The sequence below is a fragment of the Pseudomonas sp. DrBHI1 genome, assembly GCF_002205115.1.
Taxonomy (GTDB): Bacteria; Pseudomonadota; Gammaproteobacteria; order Pseudomonadales; family Pseudomonadaceae; genus Aquipseudomonas; species Aquipseudomonas mosselii.
Window position 1 is genome coordinate 204,792 of the sequence record NZ_NIBE01000057.1, and the last position, 18,203, is coordinate 222,994.

General features: G+C 60.5%; 23 protein-coding genes and 2 pseudogenes. 11 read left to right on the top strand and 14 right to left on the bottom strand.

Annotated features, from left to right (window positions below; all coding sequences use genetic code 11):
* Nucleotides 1-67: 67 nt before the first annotated feature.
* Nucleotides 68-1,318 carry a zinc-dependent alcohol dehydrogenase gene (locus CC207_RS11450; protein ID WP_088852119.1) on the top strand — a complete coding sequence of 417 codons (1,251 nt, stop codon included), beginning with the start codon at nucleotides 68-70 and terminating at the stop codon, nucleotides 1,316-1,318.
* Here the strand turns inward: CC207_RS11450 and CC207_RS11455 are convergent.
* Complete coding sequence (locus tag CC207_RS11455) at nucleotides 1,284-1,598, bottom strand: DUF6555 family protein (protein ID WP_028689333.1); 315 nt, start codon at nucleotides 1,596-1,598, stop codon at nucleotides 1,284-1,286. The genes CC207_RS11450 and CC207_RS11455 overlap by 35 nt on opposite strands.
* A 79-nt stretch (nucleotides 1,599-1,677) precedes the next feature.
* A complete protein-coding gene (locus CC207_RS11460; protein WP_016486361.1) occupies nucleotides 1,678-2,202 on the bottom strand; it encodes a hypothetical protein in 525 nt (174 codons plus the stop codon).
* Nucleotides 2,203-2,396: 194 nt separating this feature from the next.
* On the opposite strand from CC207_RS11460, the gene CC207_RS11465 reads away from it, so the two are divergent.
* The 6 genes from CC207_RS11465 (at nucleotide 2,397) to CC207_RS11490 (ending at nucleotide 6,044) form a co-directional block, all read left to right on the top strand.
* Nucleotides 2,397-3,254 carry an SDR family oxidoreductase gene (locus CC207_RS11465; protein WP_028689332.1) on the top strand — a complete coding sequence of 286 codons (858 nt, stop codon included), beginning with the start codon at nucleotides 2,397-2,399 and terminating at the stop codon, nucleotides 3,252-3,254.
* 362 nt (nucleotides 3,255-3,616) lie between these two features.
* Complete coding sequence (locus CC207_RS11470) at nucleotides 3,617-4,120, top strand: CinA family protein (RefSeq protein ID WP_028689331.1); 504 nt, start codon at nucleotides 3,617-3,619, stop codon at nucleotides 4,118-4,120.
* Nucleotides 4,121-4,131: 11 nt separating this feature from the next.
* Nucleotides 4,132-4,638 carry a hypothetical protein gene (locus CC207_RS11475; RefSeq protein WP_178080965.1) on the top strand — a complete coding sequence of 169 codons (507 nt, stop codon included), beginning with the start codon at nucleotides 4,132-4,134 and terminating at the stop codon, nucleotides 4,636-4,638.
* Between the two features lie 9 nt (nucleotides 4,639-4,647).
* Entirely contained in the window at nucleotides 4,648-5,091 is a 444-nt protein-coding gene (locus tag CC207_RS11480) for a DUF421 domain-containing protein (protein WP_062364383.1), read from the top strand.
* Between the two features lie 144 nt (nucleotides 5,092-5,235).
* On the top strand, nucleotides 5,236-5,700 hold the full coding sequence (locus CC207_RS11485) for a hemerythrin domain-containing protein (RefSeq protein WP_028689328.1): 465 nt from the start codon (nucleotides 5,236-5,238) through the stop codon (nucleotides 5,698-5,700).
* 77 nt (nucleotides 5,701-5,777) lie between these two features.
* Entirely contained in the window at nucleotides 5,778-6,044 is a 267-nt protein-coding gene (locus CC207_RS11490; RefSeq protein WP_081791533.1) for a hypothetical protein, read from the top strand.
* Here CC207_RS11490 and xth read toward each other — a convergent pair.
* Complete coding sequence (xth, locus tag CC207_RS11495; RefSeq protein WP_050705374.1) at nucleotides 6,041-6,838, bottom strand: exodeoxyribonuclease III; 798 nt, start codon at nucleotides 6,836-6,838, stop codon at nucleotides 6,041-6,043. The two genes, CC207_RS11490 and xth, sit on opposite strands and share 4 nt — an antisense overlap.
* On the bottom strand, nucleotides 6,835-7,077 hold the full coding sequence (locus CC207_RS11500) for a hypothetical protein (protein WP_016486338.1): 243 nt from the start codon (nucleotides 7,075-7,077) through the stop codon (nucleotides 6,835-6,837). Before CC207_RS11500 ends, xth begins: the two co-directional genes overlap by 4 nt.
* Nucleotides 7,078-7,229: 152 nt before the next feature.
* On the opposite strand from CC207_RS11500, the pseudogene CC207_RS27555 reads away from it, so the two are divergent.
* Nucleotides 7,230-7,322, top strand: a pseudogene (locus tag CC207_RS27555) (protease); the annotation flags it as partial.
* Between the two features lie 77 nt (nucleotides 7,323-7,399).
* Here the strand turns inward: CC207_RS27555 and CC207_RS27150 are convergent.
* Complete coding sequence (locus tag CC207_RS27150) at nucleotides 7,400-7,564, bottom strand: DUF6021 family protein (RefSeq protein WP_167388388.1); 165 nt, start codon at nucleotides 7,562-7,564, stop codon at nucleotides 7,400-7,402.
* Nucleotides 7,565-7,890: 326 nt separating this feature from the next.
* On the opposite strand from CC207_RS27150, the gene CC207_RS11510 reads away from it, so the two are divergent.
* Both CC207_RS11510 and CC207_RS11515 read left to right on the top strand, forming a co-directional pair.
* Nucleotides 7,891-8,391 (top strand): DUF4142 domain-containing protein, encoded by a 501-nt coding sequence (locus CC207_RS11510; RefSeq protein WP_028689325.1) that lies wholly within the window; start codon nucleotides 7,891-7,893, stop codon nucleotides 8,389-8,391.
* Between the two features lie 72 nt (nucleotides 8,392-8,463).
* A complete protein-coding gene (locus tag CC207_RS11515; protein ID WP_028689324.1) occupies nucleotides 8,464-9,561 on the top strand; it encodes a mechanosensitive ion channel family protein in 1,098 nt (365 codons plus the stop codon).
* 228 nt (nucleotides 9,562-9,789) lie between these two features.
* On the opposite strand, the gene CC207_RS11520 is transcribed toward CC207_RS11515, so the two are convergent.
* Genes CC207_RS11520 through CC207_RS11550 form a run of 7 tightly spaced genes read right to left on the bottom strand, consistent with a single transcriptional unit; the run spans nucleotide 9,790 to nucleotide 16,066 of the window.
* A complete protein-coding gene (locus CC207_RS11520; protein ID WP_028689323.1) occupies nucleotides 9,790-11,154 on the bottom strand; it encodes a sensor histidine kinase in 1,365 nt (454 codons plus the stop codon).
* Nucleotides 11,151-11,813 carry a response regulator gene (locus CC207_RS11525; protein ID WP_050705370.1) on the bottom strand — a complete coding sequence of 221 codons (663 nt, stop codon included), beginning with the start codon at nucleotides 11,811-11,813 and terminating at the stop codon, nucleotides 11,151-11,153. The genes CC207_RS11520 and CC207_RS11525 overlap by 4 nt, the downstream gene beginning before the upstream one ends.
* Before the next feature lie 2 nt (nucleotides 11,814-11,815).
* Nucleotides 11,816-12,457: a tetratricopeptide repeat protein gene (locus tag CC207_RS11530; protein WP_028689321.1), complete on the bottom strand. Its 642-nt coding sequence runs from the start codon at nucleotides 12,455-12,457 to the stop codon at nucleotides 11,816-11,818.
* Nucleotides 12,454-13,260 carry an SDR family oxidoreductase gene (locus CC207_RS11535; protein ID WP_069017769.1) on the bottom strand — a complete coding sequence of 269 codons (807 nt, stop codon included), beginning with the start codon at nucleotides 13,258-13,260 and terminating at the stop codon, nucleotides 12,454-12,456. Before CC207_RS11535 ends, CC207_RS11530 begins: the two co-directional genes overlap by 4 nt.
* Complete coding sequence (locus CC207_RS11540) at nucleotides 13,247-13,927, bottom strand: TenA family transcriptional regulator (RefSeq protein WP_088852122.1); 681 nt, start codon at nucleotides 13,925-13,927, stop codon at nucleotides 13,247-13,249. The genes CC207_RS11535 and CC207_RS11540 overlap by 14 nt, the downstream gene beginning before the upstream one ends.
* Before the next feature lie 8 nt (nucleotides 13,928-13,935).
* Nucleotides 13,936-15,399, bottom strand: coding sequence for an AMP-binding protein (locus CC207_RS11545; protein WP_088852123.1), 1,464 nt, complete (start codon nucleotides 15,397-15,399; stop codon nucleotides 13,936-13,938).
* On the bottom strand, nucleotides 15,389-16,066 hold the full coding sequence (locus tag CC207_RS11550) for a thermostable hemolysin (protein ID WP_088852124.1): 678 nt from the start codon (nucleotides 16,064-16,066) through the stop codon (nucleotides 15,389-15,391). Before CC207_RS11550 ends, CC207_RS11545 begins: the two co-directional genes overlap by 11 nt.
* Nucleotides 16,067-16,406: 340 nt before the next feature.
* Between CC207_RS11550 and CC207_RS11555 the strand changes: the two are divergent.
* Nucleotides 16,407-16,559, top strand: a pseudogene (locus CC207_RS11555) (DUF2878 family protein); the annotation flags it as partial.
* On the opposite strand, the gene CC207_RS11560 reads toward CC207_RS11555, so the two are convergent.
* The gene (locus CC207_RS11560; RefSeq protein WP_083242113.1) at nucleotides 16,497-16,679 is read right to left on the bottom strand and encodes a DUF2256 domain-containing protein; all 183 of its coding nucleotides are present in this window, start codon (nucleotides 16,677-16,679) and stop codon (nucleotides 16,497-16,499) included. The pseudogene CC207_RS11555 and the gene CC207_RS11560 sit on opposite strands and share 63 nt — an antisense overlap.
* The gene (locus CC207_RS11565; RefSeq protein WP_088852126.1) at nucleotides 16,676-18,202 is read right to left on the bottom strand and encodes a cryptochrome/photolyase family protein; all 1,527 of its coding nucleotides are present in this window, start codon (nucleotides 18,200-18,202) and stop codon (nucleotides 16,676-16,678) included. Before CC207_RS11565 ends, CC207_RS11560 begins: the two co-directional genes overlap by 4 nt.
* Between the last annotated feature and the right edge of the window lies 1 nt (nucleotide 18,203).

An 18,203-nucleotide genomic window follows, 5' to 3' on the forward strand; every position in this document is an offset into this window, starting at 1 on the left:
TTACTGTCCGCCATGGCTTCCCCTGCATACCGATAACGCAAACACGCGGCTGCAGGAGCTGACTTTCATGAGAGCACTGACCTACCACGGAGCAAACGACGTCAGAGTCGATAACGTCCCTGATACCATCATCGAGCAAGAAGACGACATCATCCTCAGGGTCACCGCTACGGCCATTTGCGGTTCCGACCTGCACCTCTACCGAGGAAAAATTCCAGAAACCGAAGCGGGCGATATCTTTGGCCATGAATTCATGGGCATCATCGAAGACACAGGGTGTGCCGTCACCAATCTCCAGATCGGCGATCGGGTTGTGATTCCCTTCGTGATCGCTTGCGGCCACTGCTTTTTCTGTCAGCGTGATCTGTTCGCTGCCTGCGAAACCACCAACACAGGTCGTGGCTCGATCATCAACAAGAAAGGCATTCTACCGGGCGCCGCGCTGTTCGGGTACAGTCATCTCTATGGCGGAATCCCTGGTGGCCAAGCGGATTACGTGAGGGTACCCAAGGGTAACGTCGGCCCGTTCAAAGTGCCCACAAACCTGGCCGATGACAAGGTGCTGTTCCTCTCGGACATTCTGCCCACCGCTTGGCAGGCGGTCATCAATGCCGAGATTGGCCCGGGTTCAACGTTGGCAGTCTACGGCGCCGGGCCAGTGGGCTTGCTGAGCGCAGCCTGCGCGCGAATGCTCGGCGCTCAGACCATCTTCATGGTCGATGACAATGATTACCGCTTGGCCTACGCCCGCGAGGCTTACGGCGTCATACCGATCAATTTCGAGCAGGACGACGATCCAGCCGACAGCATCATTCGTCAGACACCCGGCATGCGCGGGGTCGATGCAGTGATCGACGCGGTCGGTTTCGAGGCCAAGGGCAGCACTGCCGAAACGGTGATGACGGCCCTGAAGATTGAAGGCAGCAGTGGCAAAGCATTGCGCCAGAGCATTGCAGCCGTGCGGCGTGGCGGCGTCGTGAGTGTCCCCGGTGTGTACGCGGGCTTCATTCACGCATTCATGTTCGGCGACGCGTTCGACAAGGGCCTTACCTTCAAGATGGGCCAGACCCATGTCCAGAAATACCTGCCCGAACTGCTGGAACACATCGAAGCAGGACGTCTACAACCGGAATTGATCGTCACTCACCGCCTGGCCCTCGAAGAAGCAGCCATGGGCTACAAGTTGTTCGATCAGAAGCAGGATGACTGTCGCAAGGTCATCCTCGTGCCAGGCGCTGCAGCGGGCACCCTGGGCCCTGGGCAGATGGATCGGGCGCTGGGCTTCAACTACCTCCAGCAACGCCCGAAAACTTTTTGACGTCGATAGGTGGCGCCACGAATTCAGGGCCATCGCCAGCGAGCCGCCACTTCACCTTGGCGATGCCGTAGCGCTCGGCCATCGGTCGACTGACCAACTTGATTTTCTGCTGACTGAATCTTGGGATGATGCCAACGCCGGCATCGCAACTGGCCCAGTGCCAAGCCACGGCGTTGTCCATTTTCTCCAGGCGGATGATGAACGTCCGATGGTCACCGTGAAGGTCATACTCGATTACGTACAATTGAAGTGCTGGCACAAGATCCGCTCCCTGGTTCATACGCTATTGAGCGACTCCTGGAAGAGATAATTCCATCGGATTCGCAGGACGACGCGCAGCCAATCCATGCAGCGGACTGTCAGGCGAGTTGGATGTACACCGAGTAGCTACCCAGCAGCACCCAGAACACCAGAAAGATCCACGGTGTGCGCAGCGAGAACAGCAGTGATTTCCGATGGCCTGCACGCGAGGTTTCCGCCTCGCAGAACAGCGGCGATTCGTCGTAAGCCAACCCCATCAACGGCTCGCTGCGCAGCAGATGGCTTTGCTTGAGCTGCCAATGATCGATGATGTTGTAGGCCGCACGGATGCCAGGCCAGGCATTGAGCGAGCTCAATACCCCGAGCAGGGCGAGGAACGCGGGCACGATCAGGGTGAACATCTCGCCCCATCCTTGATTTAGGTTGCCCATGGAGGAGACGAAGGCGATGACCAGGAATGACTGCGCCGCCAGGTAGGCGTCGGTGCGGTTGGCCAGGATGCTGGTTTCGTACTGGATCTCACGCCGGTAAAAGTCCAGACGCTCCTTGGGAGAACCAAACATCCTGGCATTGTGCTCGCTGATCTCGTGTTCAGGGGTCGTTGGGGTAATGATTCGAGGCACTTGCTACTCCGGGAGTTGGGCTCCGAACGACGAGATGCGCCTGGAGCTGAGCTCGGTAGAACGGCGATGGGGCGTGAAATTCAATTGGATTGGTATCCCCACCGCTCGTCGTATCAACCGCAGATTGAAACCAACACGCCGGGGCCCGGCCTTTCGAACCGGTATGAACGTTCTCAACTGCAGGAGCTTCTACCATGCGAGACTTCCCTACCCCGCCCTTCCCTTCACAGCCTCAAAATGTCCCCGGCTCACAGCGCAAAATGGAACCCTACCCGGATTGTGGTGAGCAGTCGTATACCGGTCACAATCGACTCGAAGGCAAGATCGCGCTCATCACCGGAGCAGACAGCGGCATCGGGCGGGCAGTAGCGATCGCCTATGCCCGTGAAGGTGCAGACGTCGCCATCGCTTACCTGAATGAGCATGAAGACGCGCAAGAAACCGCGCGCTGGGTCGAGGCCGCGGGCCGTCAATGCCTGCTGTTACCCGGAGACTTGGCGCAGAAACAGCACTGCTACGACATCGTCGAAAAGACCGTCCGCCAGTTCGGGCGTATCGACATCCTGGTCAACAACGCGGCGTTCCAGATGTCCCATGAGACCCTGGAGGAAATCGACGATGATGAATGGGTGAAAACGTTCGATACCAATATCACCGCCATCTTCCGTATTTGCCAGGCGGCACTACCCTCCATGCCCAAGGGCAGTTCGATCATCAATACGAGCTCGGTCAACTCCGACGATCCATCCCCCAGCCTGCTGGCCTATGCCACGACCAAGGGGGCCATTGCCAATTTCACTGCTGGCTTGGCTCAGTTGCTGGGCAAGAAAGGCATCAGGGTCAACAGTGTCGCGCCAGGCCCTATCTGGACGCCTTTGATTCCGGCAACCATGCCGGACGAGGCCGTCAAGAACTTTGGTTCCAGCTACCCGATGGGGCGGCCGGGGCAGCCGGTCGAGGTCGCGCCGATCTACGTGCTGCTGGGCTCCGACCAGGCCAGTTACATCAGTGGCTCACGTTACGCGGTGACTGGCGGCAAACCGATACTTTAGCGCCAAGAGGCTCGCCGTGCTGGCGGGCCTCCCTTTTGCGGGGCAGATTCAGTGTTTGTGCCGATCGTGATCACGGGCCGTTTTTTGCGCTGTCGAGTCATGTGATGTACCGGTGGATCCATCCGGACGATGAGCATCGTTGTCTCGCTCTTCTTCCCCATGCGGCCTCGTCTGCGCAGACTCCTTTTGCCTATCGCTCACTTTCTTCATGTTGCTCTCCTGCCATTGCCTTTGAACTAGGGAAGCCGAAGCACGGGCAAAGTTCACGTCACATTCACTTCTCGAGATAGCCGGGCAATAGATGCGATGAACCAAATACCCCAGGATCGCGTCCACCGCAAAACAAGCGAGTCGACACTGGAATGGCAAACGACCCTGTACTGGCCGCCCTCGGCTATCTCAAGAACAACAAACTGATTTTGACCACAGCAGAATCGTGCACTGCGGGCTGCATGGTGGCTTTGCTGGCGGCGGTACCGGGTACCGCAGAGGTGCTGGAAAGCGGCTACGTCGTCTACTCACCCAGCGCCAAGAAACGCCTGCTGGGCGTCAGCGCCGAAACCATCGAACGATACGGCTTGACCAGCGAAGCAGTGGCCTGGGAAATGGCCTTGGGCGCCTTGCGAGACAGCGATGCCAATGTGGTTATAGCCACCACCGGGGTAGCCGGCCCGGCGCCCGAATCCGGAATACCGCCGGGGACGATGTGCTTTGCGTGGGCTTTCGCCGGCGATCCAATTGCCGTTTTCACGCGCACTCGACGGTTCTTCGGCGAGCGATCTGAAGTCATGCGCGAAGGCGCCCTGTTCGGTCTGACCCAGGTTTCCCACTATCACCAGCGCTGGTTACACGGTGAGCGCGCTTGAGGGCTGTGATCATGTCGGAAGATGAACTGGTATCCCGGCGTCACCCTGTTCAAGAAGACATGCCGATGCAGCAGCGCGTCTGGCGCTTTGAGCGCGTGGGGTGGTATGTACTCGTGACCATGGTACTGCTTGCCTTGGCAGGCCTGTTCGGTAATGGCCCGTTGAGCGATGCCGAGGTGGTGAGCCAGGATGGCAGGGTACGGGTTGAGTATCAGCGCCTCAGCCGAAGCGGCACGACAGATAGCCTTTTCATCACCGTTCAGGGTACCCCTGGTCAGCCGGTAGAGGTGCAACTCGCAGGATCATTGCTTCGTGACGCCAGTATCGAGACGTTACAACCGGAGCCGCAACGGTCGATGTCACATGGCCAGGCCATGCTGTTCCAATTGGGTACAAGGCAAGATGGCGTGGCCACCTTGTACCTGACCCTTCGAAGTGAGCACGTAGGCACTCTGGAGGGCATCGTCAGGGCTGGCCCCAAAAGCGCCGTTCGTTTCTCCACATTCCTTTACCCCTAGGGGTGCGTCATGGATTCGATCCTCCGCGCAGCCGGAATGTACGTCGCCCTCATGCTGCTGTTTCGCGTAGCCGGGCGGCGCTCGCTGGCCGACCTGACGACCTTTGACTTCGTCTTGCTGCTGATCATCGGGGAGGCCACCCAGCAGGCGCTTCTGGGCGAAGACTTTTCGTTCACCAATGCCATGCTGGTGATTGCCACGCTGATCGTCCTGGACGTCGGTCTTTCGCTCGCGAAGCTCAACTCCAAGCCCTTGGCCAGGTTTCTGGATGGGCACGCTACCCTGGTTGTCGAGAATGGGCGCTTTCTGCATCACCGCATGCGCCGGGTACGCCTCACGGAGGACGATATCCTCGAGTCAGCGCGGGACAGCCAAGGCATCGAGGACATTGAGCAGGTCAAGTTCGCCATCGTCGAACGCAATGGAAAGATTTCGATCATTCCTGCCAAGTGAGGCCTTTTGGCAACAGTAAAGCTACGTCCATCGCTTCGCATGCACACGCGATGATGCCAGCCATCGTAAGCATTGAACCCTGTCACTCTGCGCGTACTCAACCACGAGCAAGTTCTTGACTCAATCCGTGATGAGGTAACGCCAATGAACGCTATCGACTTACTGATTCAAGACCACAAGCTGGTGAAAAAACTTCTCGAAGAACTGTCGACCACCACCGAGCGCGCAGTGAAGAAACGGGCCGAGTTACTTCACAGGATCGAGCAGGAGTTGCGGATCCACACCACGCTCGAGGAAGAAATACTCTACCCGGCCATCAAGCAAGCGGGTGGCAAGGAAGAAGCGAAGATGTACTACGAGGCCAAGGAAGAACACCGGACTGTCGACTCCCTCGTCCTACCCGACCTCCTGCATACCGAAACCGGCACCGTCGAATTCGCCGGGCGGGTCAAGGTCATGAAAGAGTTGTTGGAGCATCACATCGAGGAAGAGGAAGGCGAACTCTTCCCCACCGCGAAGAAGCTGCTCAGCAAGGACACCCTCGAGGAGCTGGGGCAAACCATGGAAATGCAGAAAAAGATGCTCAAGGGCGAGCAGCGAGCAGCTTAGTCAAGCGATCACCTGCCAGCGCTCAGTACGCTGGCAGGTGATCAGTTTCAGCTACCCATCATCAGTCGGAAGGTTTCATGGAATATTGGATTGGCTTACTTGAATGGCCCGCCATGGTAATGACCGTGCTGGCAGCCTGGTGCATCGGTTCACGCCGTCCGGGGCGCAGGAAGGCAGGTTTCTGTTGTTTTCTTGCAAGCAACGTTCTGTGGGCCGTCTGGGGCTGGCAAGCAGAAGCCTGGGCATTGATCATCCTGCAATTGTGCCTCTGTGCCATGAATCTGCGAGGGTGGCGAAAAAACACACAACTGCAAGCTGCCCGCACGTTGCAGGGAACAGCCTAGCGTTGCTGGCGGCGCCCGCCCAACTGGATCCAGACCGGCGCATGATCACTGGCCTTGGCTTCGTTGCGCACCCAGGCATCCACGCCCGCCCGCTTCAAATAAGGGCTCAGACCCGAGTTGAGCAGCAGGTGATCGATACGAAGCCCGGCATTACGCGCCCAGTGATTGCGAAAATAGTCCCAGAACGTGTAAATGCGCTGCTCGGGATAAAGGTGACGAACAGCATCGACCCAGCCCTGGGCCAACAATTCTTGGAATAACGCCCGCGATTCAGGTTGCAGCAGCGCGTCCTTGAGCCATGAGCGCGGGTTATAGATGTCCAGATCGGTGGGCACAACGTTGAAGTCCCCCGCTAATACCGCAGGATGGCTGCTGACATGCAGTGTTTGGGCATGCTTGATCAAGCACTCGAACCAGCGCAGTTTGTAATCGAACTTCGGGCCGGGTTGCGGGTTGCCGTTGGGCAGGTAAAGGCAGCCCACCAGTACACCGTGCGCCGCAGCTTCGAGATAGCGGCTCTGCTGATCGTCCTGCATGCCGGGCAGCCCGCGACGTACCTCCAGCGGCTCGCTATCGCGCGCCAGGATCGCCACACCGTTCCAGGAGGGTTGCCCCTGGTAAAGGCAGCCATAACCTGCCGCTTCGATGGCCTGGCGAGGAAACTGCTGGTCGGCCGCCTTTAGTTCCTGCAAGCAGGCAATGTCCGGCTGCTCCCGCTCCAGCCAGGCCAACAGCGCGGGCAGGCGGCTGCGGATGCCATTGATATTGAAGGTGGCGATCTTCAGCGCTCTCATGCGTCAGGGTCGCTCACATGAGCCTGCACGGCATCTTCCAGAGCCCGGATATGAGCCTCGTCGGCCAGTGCCTTCAGCGCCAACCAGTCATCCCAGTCAATGGCACCATCGTCCCTTAGCGCCTCGGCGGTGCGAACCAGTTCATGGTGGTAGGCGTCCGGCGATTCGCGCCGGTAGCTGATGTCGTCGTACTGCGCGTACCAGGCTTCAAGTTCAGGAATGCTGCGTTCGATGCTCATGACGGCCGCCTCGTTCTATCCCTGCAAGTGAGAGCCCAAGCACCGCGCAATGTTCAACCGCAACGGTCAGACGGTTAGCAACCCTACCGCTGAAGTAGTGCGATGGAACTTCTCACTCCGTCCGAGACGTCCCACGTCCACACCTGGCGAAAGTAGATGAAGAGGTGGTGGACGGGAATCTGATCACCCGCCGCATGCCGGATGATATACCCGCCTTCAATGATCGGTTGATCCAAGCCCTTGCTTGTTCACTTGCTAACCGTGGGCTAGCAAACACTTCAACCTACTGTTCTGCTCAGGCAAACATTCAGGGTAGGCAAGCTCACGGTTTCTTTTCCACATCCCTGGGCGCTTTCGCTGGGCCTTGGGGGTCCACTTGAGGGTCGTCCAGGTCTGGAGAGTCCGGATCGAATCCCAGGTCCTGATCAGTCGTTGCATGATCGGAGGAATGGGGGCCTTTCTGCTGCTGATCGTCGGATTTGTTCATTTTGCGGTCTCCGGAGTGTGATGTATTCACCGTCAGGGTCTTGCCCCTTTCTGAACGGGCTGTTCATGAAATATTTCGGTGAAGCACTCGCATCCGGTGGAGGATCGCAAGATCGGTAAAGTTCCTTCTACATGCCATCTGCTGGACAAGTCTGAACGGTACCCGTGAGTTCGTTCTGATTGCGACATAGTGGATGAGCGGTGCCCAAAACGCCGGTTGCGCCCTCACAGTGGCCGGTTATTCGAGAAAAACTAAACCTTCACCTGCTCCTACGGCTCAACCGATTGCGGCATAGAGGTCGCAGCCACCAAGCGAAGGAGTGAAAGATGAACAAACCATTCTTGAAAATCGCCGGGGTAACCCTGTTGATGGGCCTGGCTTCGCTGCAGGTACAGGCAGCGTCTTCGGACGATTTCGTCGATGCGGCCACTGAAGCCGGTATCGCCGAAGTGGTCACCGGCAACCTGGCGCACGAAAAGAGCCAAAGCGCAGACATCAAGCAATTCGCCCAGCAAATGGTCACAGACCATACCAAAGCCAACCAGGAACTCGGTGATATCGCCCGCAAGCTGGACATCAGCGTGCCCGACGAGGCGGCGCTGACCGACAAGGTCAAGAAGATGATCCTCGAATGGCGCGAGGAGTCGTTCGACCGGTCCTACGTCAATAACCAGGTCGACGCGCACGAAAAGGCCGTGGAACTGTTCAAGAAAGAGGCCGCCTCCTCCGACAAGCCTGAGCTGAAGGCCTTTGCCAGCGACAAGCTGCCAACGCTGCAACACCATCTGGAACAGGCCAGGGCGCTGAAAGCCACCCACGGCAAGTAACCCACACGTCACCGCGCAATCCCAGGGGCCGCCTTGCGGCCCTGCCTTGAGCCATCTGGAGGTGGGCTCCCCATGAATGATCGAATCATCGAACTGTTCACCGACACCACATTCTTCGGCATTTCCATCCTCAACCTGTTGGTAGCGCTGTGCGTTGCCGTGCTGACGTTCGTGATTGCCAGAGCTGTCATCGGCCTGTTGATGCGCCGGGTGCAGCGCTGGTCCGAACATGACGGGGCGATGAGTCAGGTGCTGGCCAAGGTACTGGCTGGTACCAGCAACAGCCTGCTGCTGCTCGCTTCGCTGCTGGTCGGTTTGAGCATGCTGGACCTGCCCGAGCGCTGGTTGGGCCGGGTCAGTAGCTTGTGGTTCGTGGTCGCCGCCTTGCAGATCGGCCTCTGGGTCAATCGCGCCATCGCGCTGGGGCTGACACGCTACTTCAGCCGGCACAGCGCCGACGGCCTGTATCAAGGCAGTGCATTGGCCACGCTTTCGGCCTGGGGGGCACGGGTGCTGCTGTGGTCGGTAGTGTTGCTGGCCATGCTGTCCAATCTCGGCGTCAATATCACCGCCTTCGTGGCCAGCCTGGGTGTGGGCGGCATTGCCGTGGCCCTGGCCGTGCAGAACATCCTGGGTGACCTGTTCGCCTCATTGTCGATTGCCGTCGACAAACCCTTCGAAGTCGGTGATTTCATCGTCATCGGCCCACTGGCCGGCACGGTGGAACATGTTGGGCTGAAGACTACTCGCATCCGCAGCCTGGGCGGTGAGCAGATCGTCATGGCCAATGCCAGCATGATCAGCAGCACCATCCAGAACTACAAGCGCTTGCAGGAACGACGTATTGTGTTCGAGTTCGGCTTGTCCTACGACACGCCCACCGAGGCGGTGAAACAGGCGCCCGCCATCGTCGAAGAGGCGATCAAGGCCCAGCAGCAGGTGCGTTTCGACCGCGCTCACTTGCGCGGCTTTGGCAAAGAGGCGCTGGAGTTCGAATGCGTCTATATCGTGAGAGACCCTGGCTATAACCTCTACATGGATATTCAACAGGCCATCAACTTTCACCTGCTCGAACGCTTCACCCGAATCGGCGCCAAATTTGCCGTGCCAGTGCGTGCCATCAAAGTTACGGCGCTGCCGCAACCCTTCGTTCAGTCTCAGGTACTGTGACGGCGGGTCGCATTTTGGCCCATCTCGGCCAGGTGGGCGTTTACCCGATGCCGTCCCCACCGATGTACCTGATCGTGCACAAGACCAACGCCGCCAGAAGGATGGCCAGGCAGTCGCACAACTGCTGCCCTCCTGGCCTCGCCGCACCGGCGGCGAGGCTCAGTGCCAGTTCAAGCCCGGGCGGCGCAGGTCATCGGCAGGACTTGGCCAGCGCATGTGCCGATGGACTCAATCCCTTGGCAGCAGCAAGGTGGCGGCCAGTCCCCCGCCCGCTCGATTCTCCAACCGGACCTGCCCGCCCAGGCGATCGATGATGGTCGCAACGATCGACAGACCAAGGCCGGCGCCATTCGGGCTGTTGCGGCTATAGAAGCGCTCGAATACACGAGAAAGGCTTGCTTCATCGATACCTGGCCCCTCGTCCTCGACCACTAGCTCCAAGGCGCCATCCAGACGCCTGAGTGATACGGTTATGCGGCCTGCCGGAGGTGAATGTTCAACCGCGTTGGACACCAGGTTCTGTAGCGCAATGCCCAACGCGCCAGCATCGATCGCCAGGTGATGGTCGCCTTCACCGATCTCCAGCGAGGGCTCCAGGCCGCGATCAAGTATCCACGGGGTCAGCTCAGCCAAGGTCTCGGTAACCACCTCAGCCAGGTCGACGCAGGTACTGGCACGCTGCCCCAGTTTCGGCTCGACGCGGGCGAGTGTCAGCAACTGGTTGACCACCCGGGTCAGCCGGTCGACCCCGCCCATCAAGAACCCCAGCGCTTTTTGCCGCTCCATGTCGTTGCTGGCGGCCAGCGCGTTCTGTGCATGCAGGCGCAGGACGGCCAGCGGCGTGCGCATTTCGTGAGCGGCATCGGCAATGAACCGATGCTCACGCCGCAAAAGGTCCTCGATCTGCGCCAACAGGCGATTGATGGCGGCCTGCATCGGCTCAAGCTCCGAGGGAAGCGGCACCAGTTGCAATGGCTCAAGGGAGTCGGCGTGGCGCGCACGGATGACATTGGCCATGTTCTGTAACGGCCGCAGCCCCCAGCCGATCGCCGCCCAGACCAACAGCGCCAATGCCAAGCTGCCCAGGAGGAACGGGAACAGGGTATGGCGGACAATACGGTCGATCAGGTCGTAGCGTACGTCATCACGCTCGCCGACCCAGATCACCCAGCGTTTTTCCGGCACCGGCAAGACGAAACCGCGCCATTGTTCGCCGCCGCTGGTGAAGTCGTAAAAGCCTGGTACCGTCGGTGGCGAATCGAACGCTGGCGCGCTGGGTGTATGCACCAGAAGGGCTCCGCCGACCTGCCAGACCTGAAAAGCCAGCTTGCTTTCGTAAGGGTGCCCCACCTGATGTCGCCCTGCCCTGCCCAACGCCTCATTGAAGGCCTGGTACAGCGCCTCACGCGAGCCGTCCTGCACCGGCAGGCTCATGACACCCTGCAGCAGGCGGGCGTTCTGGGCGAGATGGGCGTCATACACCTCGTTAATTTCGCGGCGGCTATCGTGGTAGTTGTAGAGCGCCAGCAGACCGGTGCCGAGCAGCAGCAACAACATCACCCGCCACAGTGTGCGCTGGCGCAGCGAGCTCATGCCTTGGCCTCGACCAGGTAGCCGATGCCGCGTACCGTTCGGATCAACCCGTTGAACAGCTTCTTGCGCAGGTGGTAGATGTTCACCTCCAGCGTATTGCTCTCGGGCTCTTCGTCCCAGCCATACAGCAGCTGGGTCAAGCGCTCGCGGGTGAATACCTTGCCGGGTTGCGCCAACAGTTCATGTAACAGCACATACTCCTTCGGGGTCAGCACCACTTCGACACCGTTGTAGTGCACTTGCTGGGTGGCAGGGTCGAGGCTGACCCCGGCATGCTCGACCACTACCTTCGCTCGCCCCGCACTGCGCCGCAGCAACGCGCGCAAGCGTGCCTTCAGTTCGTTGAGGTCGAAAGGTTTCACCAGGTAATCGTCGGCACCGGCATCAAGCCCGGTAATGCGGTCGTCCAGCGCATCCCGCGCGGTGAGGATCAGCACCGGCAGGCTGTCGCCGCCGGCGCGCACCCGCCGCAGCAGTTCCAGGCCATCCATGCGCGGCAGGCCAAGGTCCAGGATCACCAGGTCGAAGGCTTCATGCTGCAGCGCATGCAAGCCACTGACGCCGTCACGCAACCAGTCGAGCGTATAGCCTTCCTGGCGCAAGCCGTCGCAGATGCCCTCTCCCAGTGCGATGTCGTCCTCAACCAGCAGCAGCCGCATGTTCAGTCCTGTTTGTCCTTGATCGCTTTCATTAAAACATCGATATCGGCACGCCGGCCCTGGTCAGCCAACTCACGCCCTGGGCGGGCCGGGGCCTGCAAGGCTTTCTGCAGAGCAGCAGTAGCCTCAGGGTAGCGCTTTTGTCGATACAGATGATCGGCCCAGAAATAGTTGCTGTCGATACCATTTGGGTTGATTTGCAGCGCCTTGCGCAGCAGGGCGTCAGCCTTGTCGGTGTCGCCGAAACCGATTGGCCAGCCGGGCACCTGGTCGTACAAAGTGCCCAGGCTGGTATAGGCCGAACCCTGCAGGGCATTGGGGTCCAGTTTCATGGCCTGCTCAAGACTGGCCTTCGCCGCCTTGACCTTGCCCAGTGCGCCGAGGCCACCAGTGGCGCCCGCCCAGCTGCTGTCGATGATGCCTTGCCAGATCAACGGCTCAGGTGATCCGGGGTACTGATGAACGAATGCCGCCGCGTCAGCGGAGAGCTTTTCAAAGGCGTCGGCACGTTTGTCCTTGGGTACCTGGTACTGGATCTGCGCCCAGTGCTGCTGCAGATCGCTCAGGTGCTGTGTGCCTGCCTGGTCCAATGCCCAGGTCAAGGGTGCGAATGCCAACAAGCTGGCGACGAACAGACGCTTCATTTGATCGACTCCTTGGAGTGGTTAGCGATATAGCGCCGAATGACGGGCAGTTGCTTGCGCAGTGCACGGTCGACCACGCCCGGCAACATGCTGTTGATGCGCACGAAAAGCTTTTCCGGCCACCCCAGGTAAAGTTCGCTGCGCTCGGACTGCACCGCCTCGAGCACGGCGCGAGCAACATCCGCCGGGTCGTCCATACCGACTTTAAGCGCTTGATTGAGCGCAGTCGCAGCACTGCTGTTCATGCCGGTACGGGTCGCCCGGGGGGCGGCATACAAGACGTTGACCGTGGTGTCGGCCAGCTCGCGTCGCAGTGCCTCGGAGAAACCGCGCAGGGCGAACTTGCTGGCGCAGTAGGTGGCGTAGCCGGGATAGCCGATCGAGCCATAGGTGGACCCGACATTGACCACCAGTGCCTTGGGCTGAGCACGCAGCAGCGGCAGGCAGGCGCGCGTCAGCTGCAGCGGTGCCTTGAGGTTGATGTCCAGCAGCTCGTCGAGCGCGTGCTCGTCCAATTGGTCGAGCAGGGCGAAGCGATTCACGCCGGCCGCGTTGATCAGCACGTTGACAGTGCCCATCTCGCGGGCTCGGCTCACGACCTGTTCGCGCCCCGCCTGGCTGCGCAAGTCGGCCTCCTGCCAACGCAGGCGATCCGGGTAGCGATTCATCAAGCCTGCCAGCTTGCCCATGTGCCGACTGACAGCCAGTACCTGGGCACCGGCAGCGCACAACTGTTCGGCCAGCTCCAGGCCGATGCCGCCACTGGCGCCGGTGAGGATCACCACGGACTCAGGCAAGCGCATGATGCACCTCTCGCTGCCCCGCGCGCGGCAAGCCTTGGAACATTTCGGTGTACAAGTGATAGACGACCTTCGCCGCATGGATGACGGCCTGCTGGTCTGCGGCATCATCGAGGCGGTCCATCAGTTGCTTGTAGGTCACCATGTGGTCCTGGTCCAGCGCCCCATGGGAGCTCAGGTAGCTGAACGCCTTGTCAGGCAGGTTCAGTGTGGTTTTGATCGTGCCCGCCGCTTGGGTGGCCAGGGCGATGCTGGTGCCTTCGAGCACGTTGACCATGCCGAAGAGCCCGACCGGGTTGCCGCGGGCGATCTGGTCGTAGAGGTAGGCGACCATCAGCTCGATCGACCGCGCCGGCCGACCATCGCGCACCGCCTCCCAATCACCACCACAGGCGTTGATATCGTTGAGGATCCACTGCTCATGGCCGTATTCCTCGTCGATGTACTCGCACACCGCGCCGCGCAGCCACTCCAGGCGCGACGGCAAGCGCGCGCCACAGGCCATCATCAGCGGAACCGTGTGGCGGACATGGTGGTAGGCCTGGGTCAGGAAGGCAATGTAACTGTCCAGGCTGACCTGGCCGGCCAGGGCGTCACGGATCACCGGCACGGCGAACAACGCCTGACGCTCTTGGGTTGTTTGTAGTTGCAGGGTGTCGAAAAAGGACATGGGGAGCCTCACAACGAGATGTCGGATAACAGGGTTTGGTAGTGCTGCAGGATCGCCTCGCGTCGCGGGCGGCCGTTGGCAGTCAGGGTTTCGTCACGGGTGCTGAAGGGGGCCGGCAAGCGCCGCCAGGTATGTACCCGGGCGTAGTCGGGCAACTGCGCGTTGCACTGCTGCACGGCCTGTTCGATGGCATCGTCGCTGGCGGCAGGGTCAAGAGGCCAAAGCAGAGCCAGGTTGTGCGGCAAGGCTTCGCCATGCACGAATGCCTGGGCGATGACGCCGCTCTGGGTGAGTTCGGCTTCTACCCACTCCGGGTTGACGTTGCGCCCGAAGCTGGTGATGAACTGGTGTTTCTTGCGTCCATCGAGGAACAGATAGCCTTCTTCGTCGAGGTGGCCCAGGTCGCCCGTTGCCCACCAGGACTGGGTCACCGGGGCGTCCTCAAGGTAGCCAAGCAGTGTCGAGCCGGCCACCAGCACCTCGCCGTCGTCGGCAATACGCACTTGCACATGGGGCAATGGCTGGCCGACGCTGCCGTGGCGTACGGCACCAGGGCGATTCAATGCGACCACGGAGGCACACTCCGACAAGCCGTAGCCTTCGAACACCGGCAACCCGACCGCCTCGGCCCGGGCTAGCAGGCTTGGCGATACCCGGGCACCGCCCACCGCCACGAAACGCAGTGGGCCAACGCGCATCAACCCGCGCTCGATGGCCGTGACCAGCCCCATCAGCAACTGCGGAACGAGGATCAGGCTCTGCGCACCACTGAGGGCAATGGCGCCCAGCAGTCGCTTGAAATCCACCTGACTTGCCCCGCCCATGCCCAACTGATGCTGCGGATAGAGCTGTACGCAGGCACCCGCCATCAGTGCGGCATATACGCCGAGGTTCTCCAGCAATACGCCCAAAGGCAGCACGGCCAGGTACTGTTGCGGTTCAGTGGGCCGGCTTGCCGCCTCCAATTCCCGTGCTACCCGCAGCATGGCGTCAGCGCTCAGGCAGACACCTTTAGGGTGCCCGGTGCTGCCAGAGGTGTAGGTAATCTTGGCGGTACCATCAGGCAATCGGGCGCTGGCCAGCCGCTCGCGCACCCAGAACTCACCTTCCTGAACAAACCCCTCACTGACCAGTCGCGGCTCCCACTGCGTCGTGCAAAGCACGGTTGAAGCACCACTCTGAGCAATGCAGTGATCAAACTGCGTCGCGCTGAAGAACGACGGCACGATCACGCAGGGGCGCGCCGCGAACAAGGCGGCCAGGTCCCAGAACAGCAGATCAGGGCCGTTATCCAGGGCCAGCACCAATGCCCCAGCAGGTTGCCGGTGCAGCACATGGGCTCGCAGTCCCACTTCACCGAGTAACTGCCGGTATGTGTAGCTGTGAGCATCACCTTTCACCGCCACGGCACCGGCATGATCTCGGGCGAACGACATCAGCAGCTCTTGAAACCGCTCCAGTTCACGCGGCATGGCCAGTCTCCTCGGCGAGCACTGGAAAACCCAGCCTTTGGAACACGCCGGCTCGGGACAGGGCGTCGAAGCCATAGCCGATGTTTCCGGCAAACACCTGCGGATGTTGGTCATAGTAGGTCCCCCACTGATCCATCTGCCCCTGTAGGCGATCGGGATCGGCGGCGGCCAACACGCAGGGCGTAAGCCCAAGCCGTTGAAAACTGTTTATCAGTGTCGCCGCCCCAGTGAACGTGACCCACTCAAGGCCGCGGTTGGCCAACAACCACGTGACAGCGATGATCATGATGCGAGCACTGCCAGCGCTGAGGGAGGCCAGGTTTCCTACCTCGACTATGCAGGTGCGATCCAATGAAATACCCGCAACTTGAGAAACGGCGGTTTCCAAAGGCACGTCCAGGTACCGTTCGAGAAATACTGGACCCTGGCTGGCCGGGCGCATGCCGGCCGCGGCGATCAGGCGGCCGTGGCTGTCATGCAATGCCAGGAGTTCTGGCAGGTAATGCTGCACATTCGCTTGATGCACGGCGGCGAAGCACGCGTGGATGAATTGCTCAAGATCCGCACGTGAAGCATCTCCCTCCAGACAAAGCGAAAGCTGCGCGCGGTGGTCGGCATGGCTACCGATGGGTAGCGGGAGCAGACTGCTCCATTGAGATTCGGTCATGAAACTCCCCCCGATTGGGTTCGACGGGGGGATTATCGGGGTCGAATCTGAATAGAATCTGAAGTGACGTTTTCGACTTCAGGTGAATTCGGCCTGACGGCTAACTGCCACAAACACCCACCTTTGTAGGCGAAGGCCCTGTGCCGTTTTGGATGATTCGAAATACTGCTCGATTTGCTCGAAGCATCCTTGGATGACCTGGACCAAATGCGGATCAAAATGCTGCCCTGACTGCTCCAGGAGGAAGGCTTGGGCGCGGCTCTACCTGGGTTTGTAGGGATGGGGCATGCACAAGGCGTCATACACATTGCACAGCGCCACGATGCGCGCTTCAAGAGGGATGGGTGCACGGGGTGGCCCGTTGGCCTACGTAGGCGGCGCAAGGTTTGCGGATGTCGCCCTGCCGCTTGGCGCGCTGCAAACCGGCCTGCTACTGATGCCGATATGGGCCTTGGCCATGCCACTGCTCGCGCGCCTCGCGGCGCGGCGCTGACCTGCGGCATCGCTCTGAACAGTAGCGCACTTGGTCCCAACAGCGGGCCCAGCGCTTGCGCCAGTTGAACGGCCGATCACATGCCACGCAGACCTTGCTGGGCAAAAGACTCTTTTTCATAACGGCTGCTGCGCATCAAGCTGCGCCAACAGTGCTTGGCCACGCTGCCACACGGCGTCGCGCCGACTAGCAGTCATGCCATCAAGGCTGCGATAGACCAGAGCCAAACGCGGGTTCGTCGACAGCAAGGAGCGATGGCGGATGAGGAAATGCCAGTACAGGGCATTGAACGGGCAGCCGTCGTCCTCGATCACATGATTCACCTTGTAACTGCACGCCTGGCAATGATCGGACATGCGCTGGATGTAACGACCACTGGCGCAGTATGGCTTGGACCCCAGGTAGCCGCCGTCGGCGTGCATCACCATGCCAAGCGTGTTGGGCAGCTCGACCCAGTCGAAGGCATCCATATATACCGCCAGGTACCACTCGCAAATCGCGGTAGGCACGATACCCGCCAGCAAGGCGAAGTTGCCGGTCACCATCAACCGCTGGATATGGTGCGCGTAGCCCAACCGCAGGGTCTGCCCGATGGCTTGCTCCATGCAGCGCATGCGGGTGCGCCCGGTCCAATAGAATTCAGGTAACGCTCGGTCGTTGCCCAGGTGATTGAGCCCGGCATACTCAGGCATGCGCAGCCAATAGATACCGCGCACATACTCGCGCCAGCCGATCAACTGGCGAATGAAGCCTTCCGCTGCATTGAGCGGCACCCGCCCCTCGCGCCAGGCCTTGTCGACCTCTTCACACACACATCGCACATCCAGAAGCCCGATGTTGAGCGCCGCACTGATGCGCGCATGGAACAGGTACGGCTCGCCCTCGGCCATCGCGTCCTGGTAGTCGCCGAAAGCCGCCAGGCCAAAATCCAGAAAGTGCTGCCACAGCTGCTTTGCCTCGGCGTGGGTCACGGGGTAGTCAAAGCCGTCGATGTCCCCGTAGTGTTCGCTGAAGCGCCGTCGTACCAAGGCGACCACCGCTGCTGTGATCCCGTCCTGCGCGAACTGCGCAGCGAACGGCCCACGCAACTGGCGAGGCAGGGGCTTGCGGTTGTCACCATCAAAATTCCAGGCCCCACCTGCCGGGCTGCCGTCGGGCTGCATAAGCAGGCCGGTTCGCTTGCGCATGCCCCGGTAGAAGTGCTCCATACGCAGCTGACGACGCTCGTGGGCCCAGCGCGCAAAGGCTTCGCGAGAGCACAGAAAACGCGTGTCGCGATGCCACACGAGGGGCAAACCGGCATCACGCAGAGCCTGCTCCAGGCGCCATTCCCCGCACTCGGTCAGGTGAATTTGCGTGGCGCCCAGGGCTTCTTGCCAGCGATGCAACTCGCCAACGATGCTGCCGCTGTTGCCGTCAGCATCAAGCTCGACATAATGCACCTGCCAACCCCGCTCACGCAGGGTCTGGGCAAAGTGCCGCATGGCACTGAAGATGAGCACGATCTTGAGCGGATGATGCGGCACATAGCGAGCCTCACCCTCCACTTCCGCCATCAGAACAGCATCGCGGGCGGGGTCAAGGGCAGCCAGGCTCGCCAAGTCGAACGACAGCTGGTCACCCAGCACAAGGCCCAGGCGCATC

Excerpts from the sequence above, each read along its gene's own strand:
- CC207_RS11450 (WP_088852119.1), top strand. The coding sequence starts at position 68 with ATGAGAGCACTGACCTACCACGGAGCAAACGACGTCAGAGTCGATAAC.
- CC207_RS11455 (WP_028689333.1), bottom strand. The coding sequence starts at position 1,598 with ATGAACCAGGGAGCGGATCTTGTGCCAGCACTTCAATTGTACGTAATC.
- CC207_RS11465 (WP_028689332.1), top strand. The coding sequence starts at position 2,397 with ATGCGAGACTTCCCTACCCCGCCCTTCCCTTCACAGCCTCAAAATGTC.
- CC207_RS11470 (WP_028689331.1), top strand. The coding sequence starts at position 3,617 with ATGGCAAACGACCCTGTACTGGCCGCCCTCGGCTATCTCAAGAACAAC.
- CC207_RS11475 (WP_178080965.1), top strand. The coding sequence starts at position 4,132 with ATGTCGGAAGATGAACTGGTATCCCGGCGTCACCCTGTTCAAGAAGAC.
- CC207_RS11480 (WP_062364383.1), top strand. The coding sequence starts at position 4,648 with ATGGATTCGATCCTCCGCGCAGCCGGAATGTACGTCGCCCTCATGCTG.
- CC207_RS11485 (WP_028689328.1), top strand. The coding sequence starts at position 5,236 with ATGAACGCTATCGACTTACTGATTCAAGACCACAAGCTGGTGAAAAAA.
- CC207_RS11490 (WP_081791533.1), top strand. The coding sequence starts at position 5,778 with ATGGAATATTGGATTGGCTTACTTGAATGGCCCGCCATGGTAATGACC.
- xth (WP_050705374.1), bottom strand. The coding sequence starts at position 6,838 with ATGAGAGCGCTGAAGATCGCCACCTTCAATATCAATGGCATCCGCAGC.
- CC207_RS11500 (WP_016486338.1), bottom strand. The coding sequence starts at position 7,077 with ATGAGCATCGAACGCAGCATTCCTGAACTTGAAGCCTGGTACGCGCAG.
- CC207_RS27150 (WP_167388388.1), bottom strand. The coding sequence starts at position 7,564 with ATGAACAAATCCGACGATCAGCAGCAGAAAGGCCCCCATTCCTCCGAT.
- CC207_RS11510 (WP_028689325.1), top strand. The coding sequence starts at position 7,891 with ATGAACAAACCATTCTTGAAAATCGCCGGGGTAACCCTGTTGATGGGC.
- CC207_RS11515 (WP_028689324.1), top strand. The coding sequence starts at position 8,464 with ATGAATGATCGAATCATCGAACTGTTCACCGACACCACATTCTTCGGC.
- CC207_RS11520 (WP_028689323.1), bottom strand. The coding sequence starts at position 11,154 with ATGAGCTCGCTGCGCCAGCGCACACTGTGGCGGGTGATGTTGTTGCTG.
- CC207_RS11525 (WP_050705370.1), bottom strand. The coding sequence starts at position 11,813 with ATGCGGCTGCTGCTGGTTGAGGACGACATCGCACTGGGAGAGGGCATC.
- CC207_RS11530 (WP_028689321.1), bottom strand. The coding sequence starts at position 12,457 with ATGAAGCGTCTGTTCGTCGCCAGCTTGTTGGCATTCGCACCCTTGACC.
- CC207_RS11535 (WP_069017769.1), bottom strand. The coding sequence starts at position 13,260 with ATGCGCTTGCCTGAGTCCGTGGTGATCCTCACCGGCGCCAGTGGCGGC.
- CC207_RS11540 (WP_088852122.1), bottom strand. The coding sequence starts at position 13,927 with ATGTCCTTTTTCGACACCCTGCAACTACAAACAACCCAAGAGCGTCAG.
- CC207_RS11545 (WP_088852123.1), bottom strand. The coding sequence starts at position 15,399 with ATGCCGCGTGAACTGGAGCGGTTTCAAGAGCTGCTGATGTCGTTCGCC.
- CC207_RS11550 (WP_088852124.1), bottom strand. The coding sequence starts at position 16,066 with ATGACCGAATCTCAATGGAGCAGTCTGCTCCCGCTACCCATCGGTAGC.
- CC207_RS11560 (WP_083242113.1), bottom strand. The coding sequence starts at position 16,679 with ATGAAAAAGAGTCTTTTGCCCAGCAAGGTCTGCGTGGCATGTGATCGG.
- CC207_RS11565 (WP_088852126.1), bottom strand. The coding sequence starts at position 18,202 with ATGCGCCTGGGCCTTGTGCTGGGTGACCAGCTGTCGTTCGACTTGGCG.